This window comes from Bacteroides luhongzhouii (genome assembly GCF_009193295.2).
In the GTDB taxonomy this organism is placed as follows: Bacteria; Bacteroidota; Bacteroidia; order Bacteroidales; family Bacteroidaceae; genus Bacteroides; species Bacteroides luhongzhouii.
Genome location: NZ_CP059973.1, coordinates 4621357 through 4641704, shown reverse-complemented (window position 1 = coordinate 4641704; position 20348 = coordinate 4621357). Strand labels below are relative to the sequence as shown.

Below are 20348 nucleotides of genomic sequence, written 5' to 3'. Positions count from 1 at the left end.
ATGGAAACCTGGCTCCGGCACTTTGCCGGTGCCGATTAATAGTCTCTTTGCATGTCTGCAATTTTTTGTTGCAATTTTCTCATCTGTTCTTCCTGCAATACTTTTTTGTATTCGATGGGTACTACTTGGATGAACTGGTCTGCATAATGATTCCAGTTGTCAAGCATGGTACGGGCTAGTTTTGAGCCTGTGTACAGATAATGTTGGCGGATTAGTTCGTGTAGCTCCTTCCGGTAGCTGGCTTCTTCGATGAGTGACAGTTCCACCATTTCCATGTTGCAGAAATAATCGAAGTTGCCATCCTTGTTCCATACATAAGCCACACCGCCACTCATTCCGGCTGCGAAGTTACGTCCGGTTTGCCCGAGGACTACGACACGACCTCCTGTCATGTATTCGCAACAATGGTCGCCCACACCTTCCACTACGGCAACTGCACCGGAGTTACGAACTGCGAAACGTTCTCCTACACGACCGTTGATATATACTTCACCGCTTGTTGCTCCATAAAGCAAGGTATTACCGGCAATTGTATTCTTTTCGGCTTCGAAGTTGCTGCGGATAGGAGGCAATACGGAGATGCGTCCGCCGCTCAATCCTTTACCCAGATAATCGTTCGCTTCACCTTCCAGTTTAAAGTTAACTCCCGGTACGAGGAAAGCCCCGAAAGACTGACCTGCCGAGCCTTTGAACTTCACATTCAGCGTATGTTCCGGCAATCCTTTGGCACCGTATTTCTTGGCAATCACTCCGGAGAGCATGGCACCTATTGCACGGTCTGTATTGGCAATCGTATATTCTAAAGAAATCTCTTTCTCATGTTCAATAGCTTCCTGTGCCGCATCAATAAGGGTTACATCCTTTACAGTAGAAACACCGTGATCCTGATCGATGACATGGCGGATAGCCGCGTTGTTATCAATGCGTGCCAACAATTTGGTGAAGTCGATTAACGCATGTTTCGGATTCGGGTCGTTGGCAACGGGCTTACGTTCGATCAAGTCTGTGCGCCCGATAATATCATCCATTCTGGTGAATCCCATTTCAGCCAAATACTCGCGGACCTCCTGTGCCAGGAATGTGAAGAAATTTACCAAATATTCACTACGCCCATGAAAGCGTTTACGCAATTCTTCATTCTGTGTGGCAACTCCCACCGGACAAGTATTCTGATGGCATTTACGCATCATTACACACCCTAATACAATCAATGCCGAGGTGGCGAAGCCATATTCTTCGGCACCCATTAGCGCCATTAAGATGATGTCACGCCCGGTTTTCAGTTGTCCGTCGGCTTGCAGAACTACTTGACCACGAAGTCCGTTCAAAACTAATGTCTGCTGTGTCTCGCTCAATCCCAATTCCGGTGAGATGCCCGCATAACGGATAGAAGAAGCCGGAGAAGCACCTGTTCCCCCTTCAGCACCGGAGATGACAATCAGGTCCGCCTTTGCTTTTGCCACGCCGGCGGCAATCGTACCGATGCCACTTTCTGCTACCAGTTTCACACTGATTTTGGCCTGTGGATTTACATTTTTCAGATCGAAGATTAATTGTGCCAAATCCTCAATCGAATAAATATCATGATGAGGCGGGGGAGAAATCAGTGAAATTCCCGGAATGGAATGGCGTGTTTTCGCAATCACATCATTCACTTTAAATCCCGGAAGTTGTCCACCTTCACCCGGCTTTGCCCCTTGTGCTATCTTAATCTGAATCTCGTCCGCATTAACCAGATATTCTGCCGTTACACCGAAACGACCGGAAGCTACCTGCTTGATTGCACTTCGTAAGGAACTGCCATCGGGCAGCGGTTGGAAACGGGCAGCGTCTTCGCCACCTTCACCGGTATTGCTGCGTCCATGGATTTTATTCATGGCAATAGCCATTGCCTCATGAGCCTCTTTGCTGATAGAACCAAAAGACATGGCCCCCGTGACGAAACGATGCAGAATGTTTTCCACCGGTTCTACCTGATCGATAGAAATCGGATTACGGTGGAATCCCAGGAAGTCACGAAGGAAAATAGGCTTCTCTTTTTCGTCTACCAGATGAGTGTATTCTTTAAATTTCTTGTAACTTCCCAGCCGTGTAGCCAATTGCAGTGTACTGATTGTTTCCGGATTCCATGCGTGCTTTTCTCCGTCTTTGCGGAAGGCATACAAACCGTTGTTTTTTAATAATGGAAAGTTGAAAGTAGAAGATTGAGAATTACTTTGTGTTCCTTCATTTCCATTTCTGATCTTTTCAAATCCTTCCTCATGGAAAGCAATGGCATCTCTGGCTATTTCTTCCAGGCGAATACCTCCGATTGGCGAACCGAGTCCACCGAAATAAGCCTTACTCAATTCTTCGCTCAAACCGACGGCTTCGAAGATCTTTGCGCCACGATAAGAGCGGATGGTAGAGATCCCCATTTTACTCATGATTTTAAACAAGCCTTTGCAGATGGATTTGATATAATTTTTTTCAGCAGTGGCATAATCCAACTGAATATCCCTGTCTTTAACCAAGCGGTCGAGAACGGCGAATGCCATGTAAGGATTCAGGGCACTTGCTCCGAAACCCAGTAATAACGCAGCGTGCATTACCTCACGTATTTCACCGCTTTCTACAATCAATGCTGTTTGTACACGTTTGCCGACTGAAATCAGGTGGTGATGAACGGCACTTACTGCCAGCAATGAAGGAATAGCTGCATGGGTAATATCCACGTCACGGTCGGTCAGGACAATGTAGTTTACGCCTTCCGTCACAGATTCTTCCGCCATTTTACAGAGGCTGTTCAGTGCCTCCTGCAATCCGGCTTTCCCTTTCGCTACTTCAAATAACATGGGCAGTTTGACTGTTTTGAAACCTTTATAACGGATATTACAAAGAATATCCAGTTGTGTGTTGCTCAAAATCGGATGATTCAGGCGGACCATTTTGCAATGGCTTTCGCTGGGGGTCAGAATATTCATGCCGACTGCCCCGATGTATTCAGTCAATGACATCACCAGTTCTTCGCGGAGCGGGTCGATGGGCGGATTGGTCACTTGTGCAAATTGCTGCCGGAAATAGTTGTAAAGCAATTGCGGCTTATCCGAAAGTACAGCTAACGGAGTATCATTACCCATTGAATGGATCGGTTCTGCTCCGCTGCTTGCCATCGGCATAATCAGTTTTTCGATATCCTCTTTGGAGTAGCCGAAAGTGCGAAGCATGCAGTCGTAGTTTTCTACCTGATGAGCTACTTTGCGTCCGCTCTTCAGTTCATCCAGTTCGATTCGGTTCGTAGCCAGCCAGGTGCGGTAAGGTTTGGCTTCAGCCAACTGTTTTTTCAGTTCTCCATCATAATAAATTTCCCCTTTTTCCGTATCCACCAACAAGATCTTACCGGGCTGTAAGCGACCTTTTTCTTTGATGTCTCCCGGTTCGAAATCCATCACACCGACTTCCGAAGCCACTACCATCATATCGTTTTTAGTAATCAGATAACGGGCAGGGCGCAGACCGTTGCGGTCGAGCATACCTCCTGCAAATCGTCCGTCACTGAAGAGAAGTGCAGCCGGTCCGTCCCACGGTTCCATCAGGATAGAGTGGTATTCGTAGAATGATTTCAGATCCTCACTGATGGGATTCTTTTCGTTGAAAGATTCCGGCACGAGCATAGCCATAGCGTGTGGCAGACTCAACCCCGACATCACCAGGAACTCCAGTACATTGTCCAGAGAAGCACTGTCGCTCATGCCCGGTTGTATAATCGGGCGAAGTTCTTTGATATCACCTAAAGTAGGAGTGGAGAGTACGCTTTCGCGGGCTTCCATCCATCCGCGGTTACCACGGATCGTGTTGATTTCACCGTTGTGTGCCAGAAGGCGGAATGGTTGTGCCAATCCCCATGTAGGGAATGTGTTGGTGCTGAAACGAGAGTGCACCAGTGCCAGTCCGCTGGTAAAATAGCTATTCGTCAGGTCCGGATAGTAGTTGCGCAGTTGTAACGACGAAAGCATACCTTTATATATAATGCTTTTTGTAGAAAGCGAAACAACATAAAAATCGTCCTTTGTCGGAATGGATGACAATCTGACCTTATTCTCGATTCTTTTCCGGATCAGATATAACTTCCGGTCGGCCGTTTCCGTTTCTGTAAATCCGGTGATAAACACCTGTTTGATGTCAGGTTCGTTTGCCAGGGCAGATTCTCCCAAAATTTCAGGGCAGGTGGGCACATTGCGCAAATGCATCAATGTGAGTCCTTCTTTTTCGATTTCTTCAATAATGATACTTAAAATAGCTGCCTGGTCTTTCTCATTTTTCGGCAAAAATAACAATCCTGTGCCGTACCGTCCTTTTTCGGGTACAGGAATACCTTGCAATAAAATAAACTCATGCGGAATTTGCAGCATGATACCTGCACCGTCGCCGGTTTTGTTATCCGCACCTTCGGCGCCGCGGTGGCGCATGTTCTCTAATACCTTTAAAGCCGACTCAACAATGTCGTGTGACTTTTCTCCATGAATGTTTACCAGCATACCAACACCGCAGGCATCGTGTTCGTATGCCGCATTGTACAAGCCCATCTGTTTGGGCTGTCGTTGGTAAGGGAATCCTTCTGTTACGTTGTTAAAAAGTTCTTGTTTCTTCATTCTTACTAGCTTTATTGTATGATAATACCTAATTGGAGTGTCAATTTGTTCGGCAAAATTAATGGTTTAATTTCAAAATGATAGTAAAATATAACTTTTCTGTAACACGAAATGAAAACAAGAGTCTGTCTTCTTTTAATTTGTAATTGAAAGAAGGAGATTTACTTTTAATTTGTTAGCTCTTTTGTGTTAATGGGAAACCAATTGTAATTTGTTTCTTTTTGAGCTAAAAATAATATATTATTTAACGTTTTGATGTGTTTGTAACTTTTTTATGCATTTCTGTCAAATAAATATGCTTTTTGTTGTCTTTATGTTATTTGGAATGTGTATATTTGCAGTCGAAATAAAAATATTATAATATGTGTGGAATAGTAGGCTATATTGGTAAACGAAAAGCCTACCCTATCCTTATAAAAGGGCTGAAGCGACTGGAGTATCGTGGATATGATAGCGCGGGGGTAGCAATTATTAGTGATGACCAACAGTTAAATGTGTATAAGACGAAAGGAAAAGTCTCCGATCTTGAAAATTTCGTCACGCAAAAAGATATTTCCGGTACAATCGGAATTGCCCATACTCGTTGGGCTACTCACGGGGAACCTTGTTCCGCTAACGCCCACCCTCATTACTCTTCTTCCGAAAAGCTCGCTCTCATTCATAACGGTATTATTGAAAACTACGCCGTTCTCAAAGAAAAACTTCAAGCCAGAGGCTATATTTTTAAAAGTAGTACAGATACCGAAGTCCTTGTTCAATTAATAGAATACATGAAAGTCACTAATCAAGTCAGTTTGCTGACAGCCGTTCAATTGGCGTTGGGAGAAGTGATTGGTGCCTATGCGATTGCGATTCTTGATAAAGAGCATCCTGATGAGATTATTGCTGCCCGTAAGAGTAGCCCGCTGGTAGTGGGGATTGGAGCGGACGAGTTCTTCCTTGCTTCGGATGCCACTCCGATTGTAGAATATACAGATAAGGTGGTTTATCTGGAAGACGGAGAAATTGCTGTTCTCCATCTGGGGAAAGAACTGAAGGTGGTCAATTTGAGTAATGTTGAAATGACACCTGAAATTAAAAAAGTGGAGCTTAATCTCGGCCAGCTGGAAAAAGGGGGATATCCACATTTTATGTTGAAAGAGATTTTCGAACAGCCCGATTGTATTCATGATTGTATGCGCGGACGTATCAATGTGGAAGCCGACAATGTGGTACTTTCCGCTGTGATCGACCATCGGGAAAAGCTGTTGAATGCCAAGCGGTTTATTATCGTTGCCTGCGGAACTTCCTGGCATGCCGGACTGATTGGAAAGCATCTGATTGAAAGTTTCTGCCGCATACCGGTGGAAGTGGAGTATGCTTCCGAATTCCGTTACCGTGATCCGGTGATTGACGGACAGGATGTAGTGATAGCAATCTCCCAAAGTGGTGAGACTGCGGATACATTGGCTGCTGTGGAATTGGCAAAAAGCCGCGGAGCATTTATATATGGTATTTGCAATGCTATCGGGTCTTCTATTCCCCGTGCCACTCACACCGGTTCGTATATCCACGTAGGTCCGGAAATCGGGGTCGCTTCCACCAAAGCGTTTACCGGACAGGTCACTGTGTTGGCAATGCTGGCATTGACGCTTGCCAAAACGAAAGGAACAATTGACGAACAGCATTATCTTTCAATTGTACGGGAATTAAATCATATTCCGGAGAAGATGAAAGAAGTGCTGAAACTGAATGATACCCTGGCGGAGTTATCGAAAACTTTCACGTATGCGCATAATTTTATTTACCTGGGACGCGGATATAGTTATCCTGTTGCATTGGAAGGTGCGTTGAAATTGAAAGAAATATCGTATATTCACGCCGAAGGTTATCCGGCTGCCGAGATGAAACACGGACCGATTGCCCTGATTGACGCGGAAATGCCGGTAGTGGTGATTGCTACGCAGAATGGACTGTACGAAAAAGTGCTAAGTAATATTCAGGAGATCAAGGCGAGGAAAGGAAAAGTGATTGCGTTCGTTACGAAGGGAGATACGGTTATCAGCAAGATCGCCGATTGCAGTATCGAACTTCCTGAAACAATAGAGTGTCTCGATCCGTTAATTACGACGGTACCTCTCCAGCTTCTTGCTTATCACATTGCGGTATGTAAAGGGATGGATGTAGACCAGCCAAGAAATCTGGCGAAGTCGGTAACGGTAGAGTGAAAGTTAAAATAGTATATAGATGGAACAATTGAAACATGAATGTGGCGTTGCCATGATACGCTTGCTTAAACCGTTGGAGTACTACGAGAAAAAGTACGGAACATGGATGTACGGTCTTAATAAACTCTACCTGTTGATGGAGAAACAACATAACCGTGGACAGGAAGGTGCGGGACTGGCATGTGTGAAACTGGAAGCGAATCCGGGTGAAGAATATATGTTTCGTGAACGTGCTTTAGGTTCCGGGGCTATTACGGAGATTTTTGAAAATGTTCAAAACAATTTTAAGGATCTCACTCCCGAACAGTTACATGATGCTGCGTATGCCAAACGGACCCTGCCTTTTGCCGGGGAAGTATATATGGGGCATCTTCGTTACTCCACTACAGGAAAATCCGGCATCTCTTATGTGCATCCATTCTTAAGAAGAAATAACTGGCGTGCCAAGAATCTCGCTCTTTGCGGAAACTTCAATATGACGAATGTGGACGAAATATTTGCCCGTATCACTGCCATTGGCCAGCATCCGCGTAAATATGCCGATACATATATCATGTTGGAACAGGTGGGACACCGTCTTGACCGTGAAGTGGAGCGTGTATTCAATCTTGCCGAAGCCGAAGGGCTTACGGGTATGAGCATCACGCATTATATAGAAGAACATATTGATTTGGCAAACGTACTGCGTACTTCCAGTCGCGAATGGGATGGGGGGTATGTTATCTGCGGATTGACCGGAAGCGGTGAGTCTTTCGCTATTCGCGACCCGTGGGGCATCCGGCCTGCATTTTGGTATCAGGATGACGAGATAGCTGTTCTTGCTTCCGAACGTCCGGTTATCCAGACAGCTTTGAATGTTCCGTTTGAGGAAATCAAGGAACTGCAACCGGGGCAGGCGTTGCTGATTAGCAAAGAGGGTAAGATACGTACTTCGCAAATCAATAAGCCGCGCGAAAATCAGGCCTGTTCTTTCGAACGTATCTATTTCTCCCGTGGCAGTGACGTCGATATTTATAAAGAAAGGAAACGGTTGGGCGAAAAGTTGGTTCCGAGAATACTGAAAGCAATCAATAATGACATCGATCATACGGTTTTCTCTTTTATTCCCAACACTGCGGAGGTTGCTTTCTACGGAATGTTGCAGGGACTGGATGATTACTTGAATGAAGAGAAAGTGCAGCAGATCGCTGCATTGGGGCATAACCCGAATATGGAAGAACTGGAAGTTATTCTTTCCCGTCGCATTCGCAGCGAAAAGGTGGCAATCAAGGATATTAAGCTCCGTACGTTCATCGCCGAAGGAAACAGCCGTAATGATTTGGCTGCCCATGTGTATGATATTACATACGGAAGTCTTGTACCCGGTGTCGATAATCTGGTGATTATCGATGACAGCATTGTGCGTGGTACTACGCTGAAACAAAGTATCATCGGTATTCTCGACCGCCTCGGTCCGAAGAAGATTGTCATTGTATCTTCTTCTCCGCAAGTGCGTTATCCTGACTATTACGGTATTGATATGGCAAAGATGAGCGAGTTTATCGCCTTCAGGGCTGCTGTCGAACTTTTAAAGGAACGGGATATGAAAGATGTGATTGCGGCTGCATATCGTAAGTCGAAAGAGCAGGTAGGACTGCCGAAAGAGCAGATGGTAAACTATGTGAAAGATATTTATGCTCCGTTCACTGATGAGGAAATCTCAGCCAAAATGGTGGAACTGCTGACACCCAAGGGAACCAAGGCGAAAGTGGAAATTGTTTATCAACCGTTGGAGGGATTGCACGAAGCTTGTCCGCATCATAAAGGCGACTGGTATTTTAGCGGCAACTACCCTACACCGGGGGGTGTGAAAATGGTGAACCGGGCGTTCATCGACTATATAGAACAAATGTATCAATTCTAACAACCATACAACGATTCAATAATAAGAATGAGAAATGTGACATTAATCCTTGACGACGGGAGCCGGTTTTCCGGTAAGTCGTTTGGCTACGAGAAGCCGGTGGCGGGCGAAGTAGTGTTTAATACTGCCATGACCGGATATCCGGAGAGCCTCACTGACCCTTCATACGCCGGACAGTTGATGACGCTTACCTATCCTTTGGTAGGTAACTACGGTGTTCCTCCTTTCACTATCGAGCCGAATGGACTTGCCACTTTCATGGAAAGTGAAAAGATTCATGCGGAAGCGATTATCGTAAGTGATTATTCTTATGAATACAGCCATTGGAACGCAGTGGAAAGTCTCGGCGACTGGTTGAAACGGGAGCAAGTTCCCGGCATTACAGGCATTGATACGCGCGAGCTGACTAAAGTGCTTCGTGAACATGGAGTAATGATGGGGAAAATCGTTTTCGATGAAGTGGAGAACGATGAATTGAAAATGGAAGATTATGAAAGTATTAATTATGTAGACAGAGTAAGTTGCAAAGAAATAATCTCTTATCTTCCTGACGGAACCTCTCATTCTTTCTCATTAACGACTCCTGTTGAGCAGCTCAACTCTCAACTTTCAGGTTTTAACTCACAACTTAAAAAGGTGGTGTTGGTAGATTGCGGTGTGAAGACTAATATCATTCGTTGTCTGCTGAAACGGAATGTTGAGGTGATTCGTGTACCTTGGGATTATGATTATAACGGATTTAAGTATGACGGACTGTTTATTTCCAACGGACCGGGGGATCCGGATACCTGTGATGCTGCGGTGCAGAATATCCGCAAGGCAATGGCAAACGAGAAACTGCCTATCTTCGGAATCTGCATGGGTAACCAACTGCTTTCGAAAGCGGGAGGAGCCAAGATTTATAAATTGAAATACGGTCACCGTAGCCACAACCAACCGGTGCGTATGGTAGGTACGGAACGTTGCTTCATCACTTCACAAAATCACGGTTATGCTGTAGACAATAATACGTTGAGCGCAGATTGGGAACCCTTATTTATCAATATGAATGATGGCTCTAACGAAGGAATCAAGCATAAAAGAAACCCCTGGTTTTCTGCACAATTCCATCCGGAAGCAGCGAGTGGACCTACGGATACGGAATTCCTGTTCGATGAATTTGTAAAACTATTGTAATTCATATTCACCATCGGTTATTAAAAAGACTGTGTCAATCTGCGTAATCTGTGGTGAACCAGAAAGTAGAATCAATGAAAGAAAATATAAAGAAAGTATTGCTGTTGGGTTCCGGTGCCCTGAAAATCGGTGAGGCCGGTGAGTTTGACTATTCCGGTTCGCAGGCACTCAAAGCCTTGAAAGAAGAAGGCATTGAAACAATTCTTATCAACCCTAATATTGCTACGGTACAGACGTCCGAAGGAGTGGCGGATCAAATCTATTTCCTCCCGGTGACTCCGTATTTTGTAGAGAAAGTGATTCAGAAAGAAAAACCGGAAGGTATTATGCTGGCGTTTGGTGGTCAGACAGCCTTGAACTGTGGAGTGGCATTGTACAAAGAAGGTATTCTTGAAAAATATAATGTGAAGGTGCTCGGCACTCCGGTACAGGCCATTATGGATACCGAGGATCGTGAACTTTTCGTTCAGAAATTGAATGAGATCAATGTAAAGACCATTAAGAGTGAAGCTGTAGAAAACGCGGAAGATGCGCGTCGCGCAGCAAAAGAACTGGGGTATCCCGTGATTGTTCGTGCTGCTTACGCTTTGGGAGGCTTGGGCTCCGGTTTCTGTGATAATGAACAGCAATTGGATGTTTTGGTAGAAAAGGCATTTTCTTTCTCTCCGCAGGTATTGGTGGAAAAATCTCTTCGTGGTTGGAAAGAAGTGGAATATGAAGTAGTACGTGACCGCTTCGATAATTGTATCACTGTTTGTAATATGGAAAACTTCGACCCGCTGGGTATTCATACCGGTGAGTCTATCGTTATTGCTCCATCACAGACACTTACCAATAAGGAATATCATAAACTCCGGGAGCTGGCAATACGTATCATCCGCCACATCGGTATTGTGGGCGAATGTAATGTGCAATATGCCTTCGACCCCGAATCCGAAGATTATCGGGTGATTGAAGTAAATGCCCGTCTTTCCCGTTCATCGGCTTTGGCATCTAAGGCAACCGGTTATCCGCTGGCTTTTGTTGCGGCCAAATTGGGACTGGGTTACGGACTCTTCGACCTGAAGAACTCTGTAACAAAGACTACTTCTGCTTTCTTCGAACCGGCACTGGACTATGTAGTATGTAAGATTCCACGTTGGGATTTGGGTAAATTCCACGGCGTAGATAAAGAATTGGGATCTTCCATGAAATCTGTCGGTGAAGTGATGGCCATCGGGCGCACTTTTGAAGAAGCTATCCAGAAAGGTCTCCGCATGATCGGACAGGGAATGCACGGATTTGTAGAAAACAAGGAGTTAGTTATTTCCGACATCGACAAGGCTTTGCGCGAACCGACTGATAAACGTATTTTTGTTATCTCGAAGGCTTTTCGTGCCGGCTACACCATCGACCAGGTGCATGAACTGACTAAGATTGATAAATGGTTCCTTCAGAAATTGATGAATATCATGCAGACTTCCGAGGAACTGCATAGCTGGGGAAACAACCACAAACAGATTGTCGATCTGCCGAACGAATTGCTTCGTAAAGCTAAGGTTCAAGGTTTCTCTGATTTTCAGGTTGCCCGTGCCATCGGCTACGAAGGTGATATGGAGGATGGTATTCTTTATGTCCGCAAACACCGTAAAGAGGCGGGTATTCTTCCAGTTGTGAAGCAGATTGATACTTTGGCAGCCGAATATCCGGCACAAACCAATTATCTGTATCTTACTTATAGCGGTGTGGCGAATGATGTGCATTACTTGGGCGACCATAAATCCATCGTCGTACTGGGGTCCGGTGCTTATCGTATCGGTTCTTCCGTAGAATTCGACTGGTGTGGAGTGCAGGCTTTGAATACTATTCGTAAAGAAGGATGGCGCAGCGTGATGATTAATTATAATCCTGAAACTGTATCTACGGACTATGATATGTGCGATCGCTTGTATTTTGACGAATTGACTTTCGAACGCGTGATGGATATTCTGGAGCTTGAGAATCCGCATGGGGTAATTGTGTCTACTGGCGGACAAATTCCGAATAACCTTGCTTTGCGTCTGGACGCACAGAAGGTTAATATTCTCGGTACAAGTGCTAAGAGTATCGACAATGCTGAAGACCGTGAGAAATTCTCTGCCATGCTCGATCGTATCGGGGTGGATCAACCCCGTTGGCGTGAGTTGACCTCTATGGAAGATATCCATGAGTTTGTCGAAGAAGTAGGGTTCCCCGTACTCGTTCGCCCGTCTTATGTGCTTTCGGGAGCTGCGATGAATGTTTGTTCCAATCAGGAAGAACTGGAGCGTTTCTTGAAATTGGCAGCCAATGTATCGAAGAAACATCCGGTGGTAGTAAGTCAGTTTATCGAACATGCCAAAGAGGTAGAAATGGATGCCGTGGCGCAGAATGGCGAAATCGTGGCATACGCTATAAGTGAGCATATCGAATTTGCGGGAGTACACTCCGGTGACGCGACTATTCAGTTCCCGCCACAGAAGCTATATGTAGAAACTGTTCGTCGTATTAAGCGTATCAGCCGTGAGATTGCCAAGGCTTTAAATATCTCCGGTCCGTTTAATATTCAGTATTTGGCGAAAGACAATGATATCAAGGTGATTGAATGTAACTTGCGTGCCAGTCGTTCTTTCCCGTTTGTCAGCAAAGTGTTGAAGATCAATTTTATCGAATTGGCAACTAAGGTTATGCTCGGTCTGCCTGTCGAAAAACCGGAAAAGAATCTCTTCGAACTGGATTATGTCGGAATCAAGGCTTCACAGTTCTCTTTCAACCGTTTGCAGAAAGCGGATCCGGTGTTGGGAGTAGATATGGCTTCCACCGGTGAAGTAGGTTGTATCGGTATGGATACTTCTTGTGCTGTATTGAAAGCAATGCTTTCTGTAGGCTATCGCATTCCGAAAAAGAATATCCTGCTTTCCACGGGCACGATGAAGCAAAAAGCGGATATGATGGATGCGGCCCGTATGCTGGTGAATAAGGGATACAAACTCTTTGCGACGGGTGGTACACATAAAACGCTTGCAGAGAATGGCATTGAAAGTACTCATGTATATTGGCCGAGTGAAGAGGGACATCCGCAGGCGTTGGAGATGCTTCATACCAAGGAAATAGATATGGTAGTCAATATACCAAAGAATCTGACAGCCGGAGAATTAAATAATGGGTATAAAATCCGTCGTGCTGCCATCGACTTGAATATCCCGTTGATTACGAACGCTCGTCTGGCCAGTGCGTTTATCAATGCCTTCTGTACGATGAGTGTTGATGATATTGCTATCAAGAGCTGGGCAGAATATAAATAAGATGATTATATCTTATTGAGATGAAAAGACAAAGGTCGTTCCTATTATTGGGGAGCGGCCTTTGTCTGTTATTGTAGAAATACAATTTTCCGATTATTCAGTTGGAAAATTAAATACTCTTGGGCTTTATTTGTTGTTTTGGACATTTTAATGTAACTTGCGCACTTATTTAAATAACATTTTTTTAACAGGAGAATGATAGGTATGGATAATCATGTTGTAATAATGGCTGGTGGCATAGGGAGCCGTTTCTGGCCGATGAGCACTCCGGAATGTCCTAAACAATTTATTGATGTAATGGGATGTGGCCGGTCACTGATTCAATTGACGGCAGATCGGTTTGATGGTGTTTGCCCCAGAGAAAATATGTGGGTGGTAACTTCTGAAAAATATATTGATATTGTTCGGGAGCAGTTGCCGGAAATTCCGGAAAGTAATATTTTAGCGGAACCCTGTGCACGAAATACTGCGCCTTGTATCGCGTTTGCTTGTTGGAAAATCAAAAAGAAGCATCCCGGTGCTAACATTGTAGTAACTCCTTCGGATGCACTAGTCATTGATACACGCGAGTTCCGTAGAGTGATGGAGAAAGCGCTTCGCTTCACAGATGATAGCAGTGCTATTGTCACAATAGGTATTCGGCCGACTCGTCCGGAGACCGGCTACGGATATATTGCTGCTGCCAACCAGCTTCAGACTGATAAAGAAATTTATACGGTGGACGCATTTAAGGAAAAACCCGATAAAGAGACAGCAGAAAAGTATTTGTCGGAAGGCAGTTTCTTTTGGAATGCGGGAATCTTTGTGTGGAACGTGCGTACTATCACTTCCGTGATGCGTGTATATGCTCCGGGTATCGCACAAATTTTTGATCGTATTTTCCCGGATTTCTATACGGAAAAAGAAAATGAAACAATCAAAAAGTTATTCCCAACTTGCGAAAGTATTTCTATCGACTATGCGGTGATGGAAAAAGCGGAGGCGATTTACGTCTTGCCAGCTTCTTTCGGCTGGTCGGATTTAGGCACATGGGGAGCACTTCGCGGTCTTTTACCACAGGATAAATCGGGAAATGCTACGGTAGGAACCGATATACGTTTGTATGACAGTAAGAATTGTATTGTGCATGCCAGCGAAGAAAAACGAGTTGTTGTTCAAGGGTTAGATGGATATATCATCGCAGAGAAAGATAATACATTACTAATTTGTAAACTGGAAGAGGAGCAACGGATTAAAGAGTTCTCGAAATAAAGATTATTTCGTTTGCTGATATTCGTGTGGTGTCATTCCTGTCATTCGTTTAAAGAACTTCGAGAAAAAAGAAGGATTAGGGAAATTTAATTCATCAGAAACTTGATAAACGAGCAAATTGCTATGTCTTAGCAATACTTTTGTTTCTAGTATAATGGACTGGTTTATCCAGTCCATTACTGTTTGCTGACTGGCCTGTCGGATGACAGTGTTCAGATAACGCGGAGTGAGACATAGCTTGTCCGCATAGAAATTCACGTTACGCTCTTTTTTACTGTGCGTATTGACAAGAGAGATGAAACGTTGGAAAATCTCTTCCTGCCTTGTCAACTGGACAGGATTCAGCTCAATGTTATTTTGAGCGATATATGCTAAATAATAGAGAAGGCTGACCAAAAGATGTTGTATAGCTTCTTTGCGGAATGTCGGTTCCTGCAATACTCCCCATATCAAAGTGAAATAGTTTTTCACTTGTTGCTGCTCTTGTGGAAGTAGTAACAATAAGATATTTTTCTGATGATGGAGAAGGTAAGAGAAAAAATCATCTTTTCCGGGTATAGGAAGGAAATCATGATCGGCTGCCATCATTTGCATATCAAAATCAGGAGATATTTCTATAATTTGAATGATAGAATTGGGGGCGATTACTGAAATGTATCCCGGTTGGATGATATGCTCAATCAGATTAATGAGAACTCGGGCAGAACCTTGTTTGACGAATGCAATGCGCCCTTCTTTAATACGATACGGCTGACCGAGTGAGAAAAGAGCCGTTTCCATTTTCACAAAGCTATTGACGAACCCGAAATCAGAAGATATATAGCGATACTCGTTATGCCGGACAATATTGAGATTGTCTAATAATTTAAGTGCTAACTCTATCGGTTCTTTTTGTTCCATTTTCTTCTCTCTTTTCCGGCAAAGGTAATAAAATGCAGCATATTTATTTGCTTTTTTCTATTTTTCGAACTAATAGAACATATTTACCAACTTTTGGAAACGACCAGTGTCTTTGAAATACTTATCTTTGTCTTTCGAAGAAACCAAAGAAATGATGGATATGAAAAGAATGATTTTCAGTCTCTCCTTTTTACTGTATGTAGCAGGAGCGTATGCGCAGATTACATTGGAAGAATGTCAGCGGAAGACGCAGGATAATTACCCGCTGGTACATCAGTATGGCTTAGTGGAGAAGACAAAGGAATATAACCTGGAAAATGCAGCCAAGGGATATTTACCTCAATTGGCTCTTTCGGCTAAGGCCTCTTATCAGAGTGATGTAACAGAAATTCCGGTAAAACTTCCCGGAGTAGATTTAAAAGGATTGTCCAAAGACCAATATCAGGTAATGTTGGAGTTGCAACAGAAGATATGGGACGGAGGAGGAATCCGTATGCAGAAGAAGCAGACGATTGCAGAGGCTGAAGTGGAGAAAGAAAAACTGAATGTAGATATGTATGCGCTGAACAACCGCGTGAACGATCTTTATTTTGGAATTCTCCTGCTGGACGAACAAATCAAACAAAATACATTGTTGCAAGATGAACTAGAGAGAAATTATCGTCAGATTACTGCTTATGTGGAAAATGGAATAGCCAATCAGGCTGATTTGGATGCAGTGAAAGTGGAGCAGTTGAATACAAAACAGAAAAGAGTGGATTTAGTATCATCACGTGCAGCTTATTTGAAAATGCTTTCACTGTTGGTAGGAGAAGCGCTGTCTCCGGAGACGGTGCTGGAGAAACCTGTACCTCAAAGTATGGTTTCGGCTGTCAGTGAGATTCGTCGCCCGGAGTTGGCTTTGTTTGATGCACAGGGAGCCGGACTGCAAGTGCAGGAGAAGGCTTTGAGTGTGCGTCATCTTCCACAGTTCGGACTGTTTGTACAGGGGGCTTATGGAAATCCCGGATTGAATATGCTGAAGAATGAATTCTCTCCTTATTATATGGCAGGTGTCCGGCTTTCATGGAATTTCGGTAGTCTGTATACTTTGAAAAATGACCGTCGGGTGATCGAGAAGAAAAGGCAGCAACTGGATAATAACCGGGATGTATTCCTTTTCAATACAAGACTGGAAATGACACAGCAGGATCAGGCTATCCGTTCTTTGGAGAAGCAAATGCGGGATGATGATGAAATTATCCGGTTGCGTACGAATATCCGTAAAGCTGCCGAAGCAAAGGTGGCAAATGGAACGTTGACCGTGACTGAAATGTTACGTGAACTGACCAATGAGAGCTTGGCGCGTCAGTCGAAAGCCATGCATGAGATTCAACGGTTGATGGGAATTTATCAATTGAAATATACAACGAATTATTAATATAACTTCTCCGGATATGAAAAGAATAACAAAAATAGGAATGTGGGGGATAACGTTGATGATGTTATCTGCCTGCGGAAATGGAACACCTGATTATGACGCAACCGGTACATTTGAAGCTACGGAAGTAATAGTGTCCGCCGAGGCTGCCGGAAAATTGCTACGACTGGAAGTAGAAGAGGGAACAAAGCTGAAAGCGGGTGAGGAGATCGGTTTGGTAGATACGGTACAATTGTATTTAAAGAAACTGCAATTGGAAGCCAGTATGAAATCAGTAGAAAACCAGCGTCCTGATCTTGCCAAACAGATTGCCGCTACCAAGCAGCAAATTGTCACGGCAGAGCGTGAGAGGAAACGGGTGGAAAACTTGCTTGCTGCAGGTGCGGCCAATCAGAAACAACTGGATGATTGGGATGCGCAAGTCAAATTACTCGAACGGCAACTCGTCGCACAGGAATCATCATTGCGTAATAGTACGAATAGCCTTACAGAACAAGGTAATTCGGTTGCTATACAGGTAGCGCAAGTGGAGGATCAATTGGATAAATGTCATATCCAGTCACCTATCGAAGGGACGGTGTTGGCTAAATATGCGGAAGCCGGTGAATTGGCGGCTATTGGCAAGCCTTTATTTAAGGTGGGCGAAGTGGATCGTATGTATTTGAGGGCTTACATTACTTCTGAACAGTTGTCAAAAGTGAAACTGGGAGATCAAGTGACTGTGTATGCTGACTATGGCAACTCGGAGCAGAAAGCTTATCCGGGGGAAGTGACATGGATTTCCGATCGTTCGGAATTCACTCCCAAAACAATTCTGACGAAGAATGAACGTGCTAATCTGGTCTATGCGGTGAAGATTGCGGTGCAGAATGACGGAGCATTGAAGATTGGTATGTATGGCGGAGTAAAATTAAAGAGTGAAGATTAAAAATTAAAGTCAAGGAGATGGAGAAGGATGCACCCATAGTGGTTGTGAAAGAAGTCGGCAAGAGCTATGGAACGGTGGAAGCGCTGAAAGAGGTCTCTTTTGTTGTAGAACGGGGAGAAATCTTTGGGCTGATAGGTCCTGACGGTGCCGGTAAGAGTACCCTATTCCGTATTCTGACTACTTTGCTGCTGGCAGATAAGGGAACGGCCACGATCGGTGGACTGGATGTGGCAACAGATTATAAACAGATTCGTACGAAGGTGGGATATATGCCCGGTCGTTTTTCACTTTATCAGGATCTTTCAGTAGAGGAGAATCTGGAGTTTTTCGCAACCGTATTCCATACGACTGTTCAGGAGAACTATGATTTAATTAAAGATATCTATCAGCAGATAGAACCGTTCAGGAAAAGAAGGGCAGGGGCTTTGTCGGGTGGTATGAAGCAGAAACTGGCGTTGAGTTGTGCTTTGATCCATAAACCGGATATTTTATTTCTGGATGAACCCACTACCGGGGTGGATCCTGTGTCGCGCAAGGAATTTTGGCAAATGCTTCGGAACTTGCGGGAACAGGGTATTACTATTGTTGTTTCTACTCCCATCATGGATGAAGCCCGGCAATGTGACCGGATTGCTTTTATCAATCATGGAAAGATTCATGGCATTGATACCCCCGAGCGTATTCTTCAGCAATTTGCGTCCATCCTTTGTCCTCCTTCTTTAGAACGGGAGGAGGTGAGACATGGAACCGCTCCGGTCATTGAAGTGGAGCAACTGACAAAGTGTTTTGGCAATTTTACAGCGGTAGATCATATCTCCTTTCAGGTGAATCGGGGAGAGATATTTGGCTTCCTGGGTGCCAATGGAGCCGGAAAGACTACAGCTATGCGCATGCTTTGCGGATTGAGCAAACCGACATCGGGCATAGGAAAGGTGGCAGGATATGATATTTTCCGGGAGGCTGAACAAGTAAAGAAGCATATCGGATATATGAGTCAGAAGTTTTCGCTGTATGAAGATTTGAAAGTGTGGGAGAATATCCGTCTGTTTGCCGGGATTTATGGGATGAAAGAGCAAGAGATAGAACGGAAGACGGAAGAATTGTTGGATCGCCTGGGGCTTGCTTCCGAGCGGGATACTCTGGTGAAGAGTCTTCCGGTGGGATGGAAGCAGAAATTAGCTTTTTCAGTTTCAATCTTCCACGAACCGAGAATTGTTTTTCTGGATGAGCCGACGGGTGGAGTAGATCCTGCTACGAGAAGGCAGTTTTGGGAATTGATTTATCAGGCAGCCGATCAGGGAATCACCGTGTTTGTCACTACCCATTATATGGATGAAGCGGAATATTGTAACCGGATATCTATCATGGTGGACGGTCAGATTAAAGCTCTTGATACACCTGCCCGTCTGAAGCAACAATTTGGCGCGGAAACGATGGATGATGTTTTTCAGAAATTAGCCCGCAGTGCGGTGCGTAAAGCAGATTGATTATGAGACAGTTTATAGCTTTTGTAAAGAAAGAGTTTTATCATATTTTCCGTGACCGGCGAACCATGCTGATTTTGTTGGGGATGCCGATTGTGCAAATTATACTATTCGGTTTTGCCATCACTACAGAGGTGAAAAATGTCCGGTTAGCGGTACTCGATCCTTCTAATGATGTGGTGACACGAAAAATAATTGATCGTTTGGACGCTAGTGAGTATTTCACCGTTACTGCGAGTTTCCATTCGCCCCAGGAAATGGAAGCTGCTTTTCTGAAGAATAAAGTTGATATGGCGATTGTTTTTAGCGAACGTTTTGTTGATGATCTCTATACGGGTGATGCTCGTGTACAGCTGGTAGTAGATGCGACAGATCCGAATATGTCGACTTCGCAGGTTAATTATGCGACGGGAATTGTTTCTATGGTAGGTCAGGAAATGATGCCGCCCAATATGTCGGCTGCCCGTTTAACGCCTGATATAAAACTGTTGTATAACCCGCAAATGAAGAGTGCTTATAATTTTGTTCCGGGGGTAATGGGTTTGATCCTGATGCTGATTTGTGCTATGATGACCTCGATTTCCATCGTTCGTGAAAAAGAGACGGGTACCATGGAAGTATTACTGGTTTCGCCTGTGAGGCCACTATTTATTATTTTGGCAAAGGCTGTACCTTATTTTGTGTTGTCGTTTGTCAATCTGATTACCATCCTTTTACTTTCGGTCTTTGTACTGGATGTTCCGGTAGTAGGAAGTTTGTTCTGGTTGATAACAGTCTCTTTGTTGTTTATCTTCGTATCCTTGGCATTGGGCTTATTGATTTCATCAATCACGCGTACACAGGTTGCGGCCATGCTGGTTTCCGGTTTGATGCTGATGATGCCCACAATGCTCTTATCGGGGATGATTTTCCCTATTGAGAGTATGCCGTTGATACTTCAATGGATCTCGGATATACTTCCGGCGCGTTGGTATATTCAGGCTGTGCGAAAATTGATGATTGAAGGAGTGCCTGTTGTATTGGTATATAAGGAGATTGGCATCTTATTATTAATGGTGACGGTACTTATTACGATCAGTATCAAGAAATTCAAGTATAGATTGGAATAATATAATATGTTGATATGTCAATTGACTGTGCTATCCT

The 20348-nt window shown here is 44.2% G+C and carries 11 protein-coding genes; 9 read left to right on the top strand and 2 right to left on the bottom strand.

Translation table 11 applies throughout. The features are described from left to right. Positions 1-35: 35 nt before the first annotated feature. Positions 36-4631, bottom strand: a complete 4596-nt coding sequence (gltB, locus tag GD631_RS17530) for a glutamate synthase large subunit (RefSeq protein ID WP_143259805.1) — start codon at positions 4629-4631, stop codon at positions 36-38. Positions 4632-4993: 362 nt separating this feature from the next. Between gltB and glmS the strand changes: the two genes are divergently transcribed. From glmS to GD631_RS17505, 5 genes are all read left to right on the top strand, one after another. Then, positions 4994-6838, top strand: a complete 1845-nt coding sequence (glmS, locus tag GD631_RS17525) for a glutamine--fructose-6-phosphate transaminase (isomerizing) (protein WP_143259804.1) — start codon at positions 4994-4996, stop codon at positions 6836-6838. Between the two features lie 19 nt (positions 6839-6857). Further along, entirely contained in the window at positions 6858-8741 is a 1884-nt protein-coding gene (locus GD631_RS17520) for an amidophosphoribosyltransferase (RefSeq protein ID WP_143259802.1), read from the top strand. A 27-nt stretch (positions 8742-8768) separates the two neighbouring features. Beyond that, on the top strand, positions 8769-9917 hold the full coding sequence (gene carA, locus GD631_RS17515; protein ID WP_143259800.1) for a glutamine-hydrolyzing carbamoyl-phosphate synthase small subunit: 1149 nt from the start codon (positions 8769-8771) through the stop codon (positions 9915-9917). A gap of 74 nt (positions 9918-9991) precedes the next feature. Then, positions 9992-13219 carry a carbamoyl-phosphate synthase (glutamine-hydrolyzing) large subunit gene (carB, locus tag GD631_RS17510; RefSeq protein WP_143259798.1) on the top strand — a complete coding sequence of 1076 codons (3228 nt, stop codon included), beginning with the start codon at positions 9992-9994 and terminating at the stop codon, positions 13217-13219. A gap of 204 nt (positions 13220-13423) precedes the next feature. Then, positions 13424-14470, top strand: coding sequence for a mannose-1-phosphate guanylyltransferase (locus tag GD631_RS17505; RefSeq protein ID WP_143259796.1), 1047 nt, complete (start codon positions 13424-13426; stop codon positions 14468-14470). 3 nt (positions 14471-14473) lie between these two features. On the opposite strand, the gene GD631_RS17500 is transcribed toward GD631_RS17505, so the two are convergent. Beyond that, a complete protein-coding gene (locus GD631_RS17500; protein WP_143259794.1) occupies positions 14474-15370 on the bottom strand; it encodes an AraC family transcriptional regulator in 897 nt (298 codons plus the stop codon). A 160-nt stretch (positions 15371-15530) separates the two neighbouring features. On the opposite strand from GD631_RS17500, the gene GD631_RS17495 reads away from it, so the two are divergent. Genes GD631_RS17495 through GD631_RS17480 form a run of 4 tightly spaced genes read left to right on the top strand, consistent with a single transcriptional unit; the run spans position 15531 to position 20311 of the window. Then, positions 15531-16790 (top strand): TolC family protein, encoded by a 1260-nt coding sequence (locus GD631_RS17495; protein ID WP_143259792.1) that lies wholly within the window; start codon positions 15531-15533, stop codon positions 16788-16790. 16 nt (positions 16791-16806) lie between these two features. After that, positions 16807-17718: an HlyD family secretion protein gene (locus GD631_RS17490; protein ID WP_143259790.1), complete on the top strand. Its 912-nt coding sequence runs from the start codon at positions 16807-16809 to the stop codon at positions 17716-17718. 17 nt (positions 17719-17735) lie between these two features. Beyond that, on the top strand, positions 17736-19205 hold the full coding sequence (locus GD631_RS17485; protein WP_143259788.1) for an ATP-binding cassette domain-containing protein: 1470 nt from the start codon (positions 17736-17738) through the stop codon (positions 19203-19205). A gap of 2 nt (positions 19206-19207) precedes the next feature. Then, the gene (locus GD631_RS17480; RefSeq protein WP_143259786.1) at positions 19208-20311 is read left to right on the top strand and encodes an ABC transporter permease; all 1104 of its coding nucleotides are present in this window, start codon (positions 19208-19210) and stop codon (positions 20309-20311) included. The last annotated feature ends 37 nt before the right edge of the window (positions 20312-20348 follow it).

Coding starts and splice junctions, on each gene's coding strand:
- gltB (WP_143259805.1), bottom strand. CDS start 4,631: ATGAAGAAACAAGAACTTTTTAACAACGTAACAGAAGGATTCCCTTAC.
- glmS (WP_143259804.1), top strand. CDS start 4,994: ATGTGTGGAATAGTAGGCTATATTGGTAAACGAAAAGCCTACCCTATC.
- GD631_RS17520 (WP_143259802.1), top strand. CDS start 6,858: ATGGAACAATTGAAACATGAATGTGGCGTTGCCATGATACGCTTGCTT.
- carA (WP_143259800.1), top strand. CDS start 8,769: ATGAGAAATGTGACATTAATCCTTGACGACGGGAGCCGGTTTTCCGGT.
- carB (WP_143259798.1), top strand. CDS start 9,992: ATGAAAGAAAATATAAAGAAAGTATTGCTGTTGGGTTCCGGTGCCCTG.
- GD631_RS17505 (WP_143259796.1), top strand. CDS start 13,424: ATGGATAATCATGTTGTAATAATGGCTGGTGGCATAGGGAGCCGTTTC.
- GD631_RS17500 (WP_143259794.1), bottom strand. CDS start 15,370: ATGGAACAAAAAGAACCGATAGAGTTAGCACTTAAATTATTAGACAAT.
- GD631_RS17495 (WP_143259792.1), top strand. CDS start 15,531: ATGAAAAGAATGATTTTCAGTCTCTCCTTTTTACTGTATGTAGCAGGA.
- GD631_RS17490 (WP_143259790.1), top strand. CDS start 16,807: ATGAAAAGAATAACAAAAATAGGAATGTGGGGGATAACGTTGATGATG.
- GD631_RS17485 (WP_143259788.1), top strand. CDS start 17,736: ATGGAGAAGGATGCACCCATAGTGGTTGTGAAAGAAGTCGGCAAGAGC.
- GD631_RS17480 (WP_143259786.1), top strand. CDS start 19,208: ATGAGACAGTTTATAGCTTTTGTAAAGAAAGAGTTTTATCATATTTTC.